The sequence below is a fragment of the Rhizobacter sp. P2_H3 genome (assembly GCF_056403355.1).
The window spans coordinates 1-8,841 of record NZ_JBFUFQ010000234.1; the positions used below are offsets into that span (position 1 = coordinate 1).

Genomic DNA, 8,841 nt, shown 5'->3' on the forward strand with positions numbered 1-8,841 from the left:
GGCCAGCTCGGCGCGTGGCCGCTGCCGCGGCTGCTGGAGGCGATGCACAAGCTCTGCCACGACGCGCTGTGCCTGGCTTGCGGTGCTGCGCCGCGCTACTTTCCGCCGGCATCGCTGCCCGCCGCGATGCCGCTGTACGGCCTGACGCGCTGGGCGTCGGCGCTGTCCACCGCGAGCCGGCATGGCGAGCACCCGTGGAATCAGCCGGTGATGGTGGAATCCTTGGTGCAACAGGCGCGCGAGGCACTCGCTCCGGCGCGCCATGTCAAGGGTCCTTCGGTACACTCGGCCCGATGAGCGATTCCTCTGCCACTCCCTCCCGCGCAGTTGCACCCGCCGCAGCCTCGCGGCCGAGCGTCATCCAGCTGGTCTTCCGCGAAAAAGGCGCGCTGTACGCCGCCTTCATCCCGCTGTTCAGCGAGGGCGGGCTGTTCGTGCCGACCACGCGCGAGTACAAGCTCGGCGAGGACATCTACCTGCTGCTGTCGCTGCCCGACGATCCGCAGCGCTACCCGGTCGCCGGCAAGGTCTCGTGGATCACGCCGGCCAATGCCTCGGGCGGCCGCACCCAGGGCGTCGGCGTGCGGTTCCCGACCGACGAGAAGACCCGCGTGCTGAAGCTGAAGATCGAGGAGATCCTCGGCACCTCCATCCAATCCGCCAAGCCGACGCAGACGATCTGATCCCGTCTGGTCCCCTCTGGTCCAGTCCGCTGTGCCCGGCGCCGCCCCGCTTCCATGTTCGTCGACTCCCACTGCCACCTGAGCTTCCCCGAGCTGCGTGCCCGCCTGGACGAGATCCGCGCCGAGATGGCCGCCGCGCAGGTCGACCGCGCGCTGTGCATCTGCACGACGCTCGAGGAGTTCGACGCCGTGCAGGCGCTGGCGGCCGGGCACGACAACTTCTGGGCCTCGGTCGGCGTGCACCCCGACAACGAGGACGTGCTGGAGCCGAGCGTCGAGACGCTGGTGGCGCTGAGCCGGCGCGACAAGGTGGTCGCGATCGGCGAGACCGGCCTCGACTACTACCRCCTCAACGGCCGCAGCATCGCCGACATGGAGTGGCAGCGCGAGCGCTTCCGGGTGCACATCCGCGCCGGGCTCGAGCGCGACCTGCCGCTCGTGATCCACACCCGCAGCGCGTCGGACGATACCGTCGCGCTGCTGAAGGAGCAGGGCGCCGGCCGCTCGCGCGGCGTGTTCCATTGCTTCACCGAGACGATGGCCGTGGCGCGCGAGGCGCTCGACCTCGGCTTCCTGATCTCGTTCTCCGGCATCCTGACCTTCAAGAGCGCCGTCGAGCTGAAGGAGGTGGCGCGCTACGTGCCGCTGGACCGCTGCCTGATCGAGACCGACAGCCCGTACCTGGCGCCGGTGCCGTACCGCGGCAAGACCAACACGCCGGCCTACGTGCCTTACGTCGCGAAGCAGCTCGCCGAGTTGAAGGGCTGTACCGTCGAGGAGGTCGCGGCACACACCAGCCGGAATTTCGAAGCGCTGTTCCGTCTGCCCGAACCTGCCGGAATGTAAGCAATCGGATCTCAAGAATTGCTTTAGGTAACTCATTCAATTCATTGATCTGTAACGACAAATATGATTTCATACGGGGCTGGATCACTGGTTTTCGCCTGCCATCCCCGACAACCCAGCGACGGCCCGCCGACAGCCTTGTCAGGGTTCTTCTGACCCCTCGTTTGGAGCGGTACCGACTACGAGGAAGAGGATGTGGCGCCTACAGTGACTCCATCGACACACCCGTTCACTGGAGCGTCACCATGCAGAGCACCGACAGCACCGAGATCGTTGGCAACCCCTTCGTTCTCATGATGAATCCGGCCGAAGTGTTCCAGGCGATGGAGCGTTCCGAGCGCCTGGACCGCCTGCAACGCCGCATCTGCCGCCCGCTGGACAAGCCGCTGATCCCGCGTGTCGAGTCCGACATCAATGCCTACGATCACCTGATCGACGCCGAGCCGGAATCCGACTGAATTCTCTGGCGGGTCGCTTAGCATCGGGGTGCTTCCAGCCCCGATGACATGACCAAGACACCCGCCTATGACGCGCTGGCCRCCCTGAGCCAGCGGCTTCACCACTTCGATCACCTTCGCGCCATCGCCGGCTGGGACCAGGCCGCGATGATGCCGCCCAAGGGCAACGATGCCCGGGCCGCCGCGGTGGCCGAGCTTTCAGCGCTGATGCATCGGTTGCGCACCGATCCATCGACCGCCGGCGACATCGAGCGCGCCGGGCAGGAACCCCTCGACGATTTCCAGCGTGCCAACCTGCGCGAGATCCAGCGCGAATGGCGGCTCGCCAATGCGCTGCCCGAATCGCTGGTGCAGGCGCGCTCGCTGGCCACCGCGCGCTGCGAGCATGCGTGGCGCAGCCAGCGGCCGGCCAACGACTGGGCCGGCTTCGTCGTCAATTTCCGCGAGGTGCTGCGCGTCGGCCGCGAAGAAGCCCGGCTGCTGTCGGAGCAGACCGGCCTGTCGAAGTACGACGCGCTGATGGACCGCTACGAACCCGGCATGACCGGCGTCGAGGTCGACCGCGTCTTCGGCGACCTGCGGCAATGGCTGCCTGGCCTGATCGCCCAGGTGCGCGACCGCCAGTCGCGCGAGACCTGCCTCGAGCCGGTGGGCCCGTTCCCCGTCGAGCAGCAGCGCCGGCTGTGCGAGGCGGTGATGCACCTGCTGGATTTCGATTTCGAGGCCGGCCGGCTCGACACCAGCGCCCATCCGTTCTCCGGCGGCGTGCCCGAAGACGTGCGCCTGACCACCCGCTACCGCGAAGACGGCTTCCTGCAAAGCCTGATGGGCACCATCCACGAGACCGGCCACGGCCGCTACGAGCAGAACCGCCCGCGCAACTGGCTCGGCCAGCCGGTGTCCAGCGCACGCTCGATGGCCCTGCATGAGAGCCAGAGCCTGAGCTTCGAGATGCAGCTCGGCTGCAGCCGCGGCTTCACGCAGCTGCTGGCGCCGATGCTGGCCACGCATTTCGGCGCGCAAGCGGCCTTCGAGCCCGACAACCTGTACCGGCTGGTCACGCGCGTGAACCCGGGCTTCATCCGCGTCGACGCCGATGAGGTGACGTACCCGGCCCACGTGATCCTGCGCTACCGGATCGAGCGTGCGTTGATCGAAGGCGAGATCGAGCCGGAAGACATCCCCGGCCTGTGGGACGCCGGCATGATGGAACTGCTGGGCGTCGACACCCGCGGCAACTTCACCAACGGCGCGCTGCAGGACGTGCACTGGCCGGACGGCCTGTTCGGCTACTTCCCGTGCTACACGCTGGGCGCGATGTACGCGGCGCAGTGGTTCGCAACCCTGCGCGGCCAGCACCCGGACCTGGATTCGCGCATCGCCGCCGGCGACCTGTCACCGGTGTTCGACTGGCTGCGCGAGAACGTGTGGCAGCAGGCGAGCCGCTGGACGACGGCCGAACTCGCGGTGCGCGCGAGTGGCGAGCCGCTGAACCCGCTGCACTTCCGCCGGCACCTCGAGAACCGCTACCTGGGCTGATCCGCCGGCGGGTCGGGCAGGGCGCCGCGGCGCGGCCGCACCATCGCATCGAGCAGCCGCTCCAGCGCGCCCGGCAGGTCGCGGCAGCGGCCGGTGTGCACCGGCGAGGTCTGGATCGCCGTGCTGCGCGGCGCGACCAGCCAGTCGAACCGCTCGCGCGGCAGCAGCCGGCCCAGCGCACCCGCCTCGGCACCGCCGCGGCAGATCGCGGGGATCGCGGCCAGCGAGGCGCGAATGGCGGCCAGGTCCAGGCCCGGGTCCAGCGCCAGCAGGCGGGCCTCGTCGACCTCGATGCCGGCCTGCAGGAAGCCCGAGGGCGCGCACGAGACGATCGCCCCGACGTTGATGAACTCGCCGCGCTCGACCCGCGGCACCACGCGCACGATCGCGTAGTCGTAGGTGCAGAGATCAGCGGAGCTGGGAGCGGGCACGGATCGCCTCCTCGACAAAGACATGCGACGCCGCCAGCCGGCGCGTCAGGTAATCGGCATAGGCCTGGCGGTGCGCGGCATGGTCGGCGAAGACCTCGGGCTCGCCGAGCCACGCATCGGGGATCAGCGCGACGATGTCGGCGATGGCCTGCGGCGTGATCGCCTCGCGCATGCGCGCATCGGCCTCGGGCAGCGCAGCGGCGAACGGCAGCAGCACATGGTCGCGCACCAGTGCGAACGGGCTGGCGGCGCGGTCGAGGTGGCCATCCCACGCGTGGTGGAAATACAGCGCCGCGCCATGGTCGATCAGCCACAGCCGGCGGTGCCACATCAGCAGGTTGCTGTTGCGCGGCGTGCGGTCGACGTTGGTGACGAAGGCGTCGTGCCAGACGATGGCCGACGCGATGTCGGCGGCCGGCTGGTCGGCCAGCGGGTCGAAGGTGACCGAGCCGGGCAGGTAGTCGAGTGCGAGGTTCAGGCCGGCGCTGGCGCGGATCAGGTCCTGGATCTCGGGGTCGGGCTCGGTGCGGGCGAGTTCGGCCTCGAGCTCGACCAGCACGATCTCGGGCACCGCGAGGCCGGCCGCGCGCGCCAGCTCGCCGCACACCAGCTCGGCGATCAGCGCCTTCGGGCCCTGGCCGGCGCCGCGGAACTTGAGCACGTACAGGCCCTGGTCATCGGCCTCGATGATCGCGGGCAGCGAGCCGCCTTCGCGCAAGGGCGTGACGTAGCGGTGGGCGCAGACGGTGCGCAGGGGGGGGCGGGGCATCGGCGGATTGTCGCCTCAACCCGGGTTCAGGCCCCGCCGTAGCGCTCGGTGCGGATCGTCGAGGCGTCGATGCCGGCCGCACGCAAGCCCGAGGCGATGGCCTCGACGAACGGCGTCGCGCCGCAGACGAAGGTCGCCGCGGGCGGATGGCCCCAGCCGGCCAGCGCTTCGCGCAGCAGCACATCGTCCAGCCGGCGATCGAGGTCGCCGGGCCGGCGGCGCGGCTCGCGCGTCGTGATGAAGACCAGCCGCAGCGATGGATCGGCGCCTGCCATCGCGGCCAGCTCGTCGGCGCAGATCAACTCCTCGTGCCGGCGTGCCGAGTACAGCAGCAGCGTCGGCAGGCCGCGGCCGGCCTGGTGCCGCAACCGCAGCATCGCCAGCAGCGGCACGACGCCCGAGCCGCCGCCCACCAGCAGCAAGGGGCCGCCATCGGCCGGCTGCCACACGAAGTGCCCGCCGATCGGGCCGCGCGCTTCGAGCGCGTCGCCGGCCTGGGCCGCTTCGTGGAACCAGGGCGAGACCTCGCCGTCGTCGAGTCGCTCGACCATCAGCTCGACCCGCGCCGCACCCGGCGCCGACGCGATCGAGTAGCTGCGCTGCGCCTGGTAGCCATCGGGTGCCGTCAGCCGCAGGTCCAGGTGCTGGCCGGCGTGCTGCGCGGCCAGCTGCAGGCGCAGGAACACGCTGGCCACCCGCGGCGTGCGGGGTCGGACCTCGTCGATCACCACCTCGCTCCAGTCCATCACGGATCGTTCGTGTAGCGCTGCTCGCGCCACGGGTCGCCACGCATGTGATAGCCGCGCAGCTCCCAGAATCCGGCCTCGTCGCGCGCGGTGAAGCGCAGGCCCTTGACCCACTTCGCGCTCTTCCAGAAATACAGGTGCGGCACCAGCAGCCGTGCCGGGCCGCCGTGCTCGGGCGCAAGCGGAGCGCCGCCGAAGCGCGTCGCGACCATCGCCTGCCCGTTGGCGAGGTCGGCCATCGGCACGTTGGTGTCGTAGTCGTCGAACGAGCGCGCCAGCACCCAGGGCGTGGGTGCCTCGATGCCGGCGGCGCGCAGCAGGTCGTCGACGGTGACGCCCTGCCATTCGGTGTCGAACTTCGACCAGGTGGTCACGCAGTGGATGTCGCCGCGCCAGGTGGTCTGGGGCAGCGCGTTGAACTCGTCCCACGACCAGCTGGCCAGCGGGCGCGGGCCATCGTGCAGCGTGAAGCGCCAGTCGGCCAGCGGCACGTCGGGCGTCGGGCCGTACGACAGCACCGGGAAGTCATCGGTGAGGTGCTGGCCGGGCGGCAGCCGCTTCGCCACGTCGGTGGCCGGGCGGCGGCCGAAGAATCCGCGGGTTGCCATGTGAATCTCCTTGTTGCCTACAAGCCTCGCACGTCCGACTCGACGCGTGCAAGTTCCGCGCCGATCTCGTCGAGCGCCGCGCCCAGGTCGCCGCTCGTGCCGGTGTGCACGCTGTCGGCCAGTGCCATCGACAGCGCGGCCAGGCGCTCGGCACCGAGCTGCCGCCCCGAGGTGGCCAGCGCATGCGCGGCGCGCTTCAGCTCGGTCCACTGCACCGGTTCGGCGGCCGCCGCGCGCATCTGCTGCATCAGCCGCGGCGCCTCGCCGAGGAAGGTCGAGGTGACCGAATGCAGCAGGTCGTGCATGCCCGGCCGCTGCCGGGCCCTCAGTTCGGCCAGCGCCTGCGGCGCCAGGCGCGGCGGCGCGCTGAGCCAGCGCTGCAGCACGTGCTCGATCACGTCGCGGGTGAAGGGCTTGGCGATGTAGTCGTTCATGCCGGCCGCGAGGCAGTCGTCGCGGTCGCCGGCCATCGCATTGGCGGTCAGCGCGATGATCGGCAGCTCGCGCTCGCCCTGGGCCCGGATGCGGCGGGTTGCCTCCAGCCCGTCGATGCCCGGCATCTGGCAGTCCATCAGCACGGCGTCGTAGACGCGCTCGCGGCAGCGTGCGATGGCCTGCAGGCCGTCGGTCGCGCGGTCGACCTGCAGGTTCAGCGATTCGAGCATCGCCGCCGCCACCTCCATGTTCACCGGGTTGTCTTCGGCCAGCAGCACACGCCGGCCGGACAGCGGCGCGCTGCCGGCGCCCGGTGCGACCGGCCGCTCGCGCGACACGGGCACGCCCTGCGCCGCGGCGAACGGGATGCGCACGAAGAAGGTGGAGCCGTGCCCCTTGACGCTGTCGACCGCGATCGTCCCGCCCATCAGCGTGACGAGTTGCCGCGTGATCGCCAGCCCCAACCCGGTGCCGCCGTAGCGGCGGGTCATCGAGCCGTCGGCCTGCGTGAAGGGCTGGAAGAGCAGGGCGCGCGCCGCATCGTCCATGCCGATGCCGGTGTCGCTCACGCAGAACTCGATGCGCGGCCCGGGCGCCCCGCCGGCATCGAGTGCGCCGAGTTTCAGCTCGATCTCGCCCTGTTCGGTGAACTTGACCGCATTGCTCAGCAGGTTGGCGAGCACCTGGCGCAGCCGCATCGGGTCGCCGCGCACCAGCTGCGGCACGCCATGGCCGATCTCGACGGACAGCGCCACGCCCTTGCGGCGGGTCGCCGCAGCATGCAGCCCGAGCTCGTCGTGCACCAGCGCGGACAGGTCGAAATCGATTGCCTCGAGCTCGACCTTGCCGGCCTCGATCTTGGACACGTCGAGGATGTCGTTGATCAGGTGCAGCATCGTCTCGCCGGAGCCGTAGGCGGCGGTCGCGAGGTCGCGCTGGCGGGCGGTCAGCTCGGTCTGCAGCAGCAGCTCGGTCATGCCGAGCACGCCGTTCATCGGCGTGCGGATCTCGTGGCTCATGTTGGCCAGGAAGGCGGATTTCGCGCGGCTCGCGCTTTCAGCGGTGGAGCGGGCGCGCTCGAGCTCGCTCAGCATCTGGTCGCGCCGCTCCAGCAGGCGATAGACCGACAGCGTGAGCCACAGCAGCAGGGCGTTCATCGCGAGCGCGACCGACACGACCAGCCAGTTGGTGCGGCGCCAGTGCGCCAGCACGACGGTCTCGGTGGCGATGATGCTGACCACCATCGGGTAGGCCTGCGACACGGCCGGTGCGACGATGCGCAGCCGCGAATCGCTCGGGTCGGTGGGGCGCGGGTCGTTGAAGAGGGCGGTGCCGCCGGCCTGCGCGCCCTCGGCCAGCGCGCGCAGCGACCCGCTGCCCTTGATGACCTGGCCCATGAAATCCTCGCGCGGCGGGTGGCGCGCCAGCAACGTGGCGTCGCCGCGCAGCAGCGCCAGCGAGACGTCGCCCTGCTCGAAGTTCATCGAGCGGTAGAAGCGCTCGAAATACTCGCTCTCGATGCCGACCTGGGCGATGCCGATCATCCGGCCCTGCGGATTGCGCAGCTTGCGCACGAGATAGAAGGTCCATCGGCCGTTGCCGCGGTTCTTGACCGGCTCGGACAGGAACACCTCCAGCGACGGGTTGGACAGGTGGGTCTTCAGGTAGTCGCGGTCGGACACGTTGATGTCGGGCGGCGGGTAGCCGCGCGAGAAATTGACGATGTCGCCCGCGGTGGTCGCGATCGAGATCACGTCGATCTGCGGCAGGTCTTTCTGGCGCTCGCGCATCATGTCGAACACCGATTGCCGGCCGGCGATGCGGCGCAGCGCGACCTCGTCGATCGGCTCGGACTTGTTGATCTCGTCGATCACGCGGCCGAGCACGGCGTCGGCCGCGGCGAGCGTCTGGTCGGCATGGCGCACGGCCAGCGTCGAGAGCTTGGAGAGAAACAGCCGCCAGTCGTCGAGGGCGTCCTGGCGGCTGCGCCAGCTGATGAAACCTGCCGCCGAGAGCGTCAGCACCATCACCAGCAGCCCCACGACCAGCACCGACTGGCTGCGGCGCAGGCCGGGCCGGCGCGGGGCGAGGGTGCTCGCTCCCGAGCCTGCCACTGCATGCGGAACTGCCGGACCCGCCAGATGCCCCTTCCTCATCAGCGGATGATGCCGCGTTTTGGCATCGGCGGACGCTGGGGATTCAGCCGATCAATGGTGTGAGCGCATGGGTCACGCGGTTCATCTGCTCCTCGGTGAGCAGGCCGGAGAGCAGCTGGAAGAAGCGGGGCTGCTCGATGCCGGAGACGATGTACTGCCAGCGGTAGGCC

At 70.1% G+C, this 8,841-nt stretch carries 9 protein-coding genes and 1 pseudogene; 5 read left to right on the top strand and 5 right to left on the bottom strand.

All coding sequences use genetic code 11. From position 1 onward, the window contains the following. The 5 genes and pseudogenes from AC1D1T_RS26905 to AC1D1T_RS26925 all read left to right on the top strand — a co-directional run. Window positions 1–297 (top strand): annotated as a pseudogene (locus AC1D1T_RS26905) (DNA polymerase III subunit delta'); the annotation flags it as partial. Further along, window positions 294–683 carry a PilZ domain-containing protein gene (locus AC1D1T_RS26910; protein ID WP_047512637.1) on the top strand — a complete coding sequence of 130 codons (390 nt, stop codon included), beginning with the start codon at window positions 294–296 and terminating at the stop codon, window positions 681–683. The pseudogene AC1D1T_RS26905 and the gene AC1D1T_RS26910, both read left to right, overlap by 4 nt. Before the next feature lie 54 nt (window positions 684–737). Further along, window positions 738–1,529: a TatD family hydrolase gene (locus AC1D1T_RS26915; protein ID WP_477992833.1), complete on the top strand. Its 792-nt coding sequence runs from the start codon at window positions 738–740 to the stop codon at window positions 1,527–1,529. Window positions 1,530–1,774: 245 nt separating this feature from the next. Continuing rightward, a complete protein-coding gene (locus AC1D1T_RS26920; RefSeq protein WP_047512644.1) occupies window positions 1,775–1,987 on the top strand; it encodes a hypothetical protein in 213 nt (70 codons plus the stop codon). Window positions 1,988–2,035: 48 nt separating this feature from the next. Further along, window positions 2,036–3,526 carry a carboxypeptidase M32 gene (locus tag AC1D1T_RS26925; protein WP_477992834.1) on the top strand — a complete coding sequence of 497 codons (1,491 nt, stop codon included), beginning with the start codon at window positions 2,036–2,038 and terminating at the stop codon, window positions 3,524–3,526. Here the strand turns inward: AC1D1T_RS26925 and AC1D1T_RS26930 are convergent. Genes AC1D1T_RS26930 through AC1D1T_RS26950 form a run of 5 tightly spaced genes read right to left on the bottom strand, consistent with a single transcriptional unit; the run spans window position 3,514 to window position 8,629 of the window. Then, entirely contained in the window at window positions 3,514–3,957 is a 444-nt protein-coding gene (locus AC1D1T_RS26930; protein WP_477827028.1) for a DUF3037 domain-containing protein, read from the bottom strand. The genes AC1D1T_RS26925 and AC1D1T_RS26930 overlap by 13 nt on opposite strands. Further along, entirely contained in the window at window positions 3,935–4,726 is a 792-nt protein-coding gene (locus AC1D1T_RS26935; RefSeq protein WP_477840165.1) for a HipA family kinase, read from the bottom strand. Before AC1D1T_RS26935 ends, AC1D1T_RS26930 begins: the two co-directional genes overlap by 23 nt. Before the next feature lie 26 nt (window positions 4,727–4,752). After that, on the bottom strand, window positions 4,753–5,472 hold the full coding sequence (locus tag AC1D1T_RS26940; protein ID WP_477827026.1) for an FAD-binding oxidoreductase: 720 nt from the start codon (window positions 5,470–5,472) through the stop codon (window positions 4,753–4,755). Continuing rightward, entirely contained in the window at window positions 5,472–6,080 is a 609-nt protein-coding gene (locus tag AC1D1T_RS26945) for a sulfite oxidase-like oxidoreductase (protein ID WP_477827025.1), read from the bottom strand. The genes AC1D1T_RS26940 and AC1D1T_RS26945 overlap by 1 nt, the downstream gene beginning before the upstream one ends. A gap of 17 nt (window positions 6,081–6,097) precedes the next feature. Continuing rightward, window positions 6,098–8,629, bottom strand: coding sequence for an ATP-binding protein (locus AC1D1T_RS26950; RefSeq protein WP_477840167.1), 2,532 nt, complete (start codon window positions 8,627–8,629; stop codon window positions 6,098–6,100). Between the last annotated feature and the right edge of the window lie 212 nt (window positions 8,630–8,841).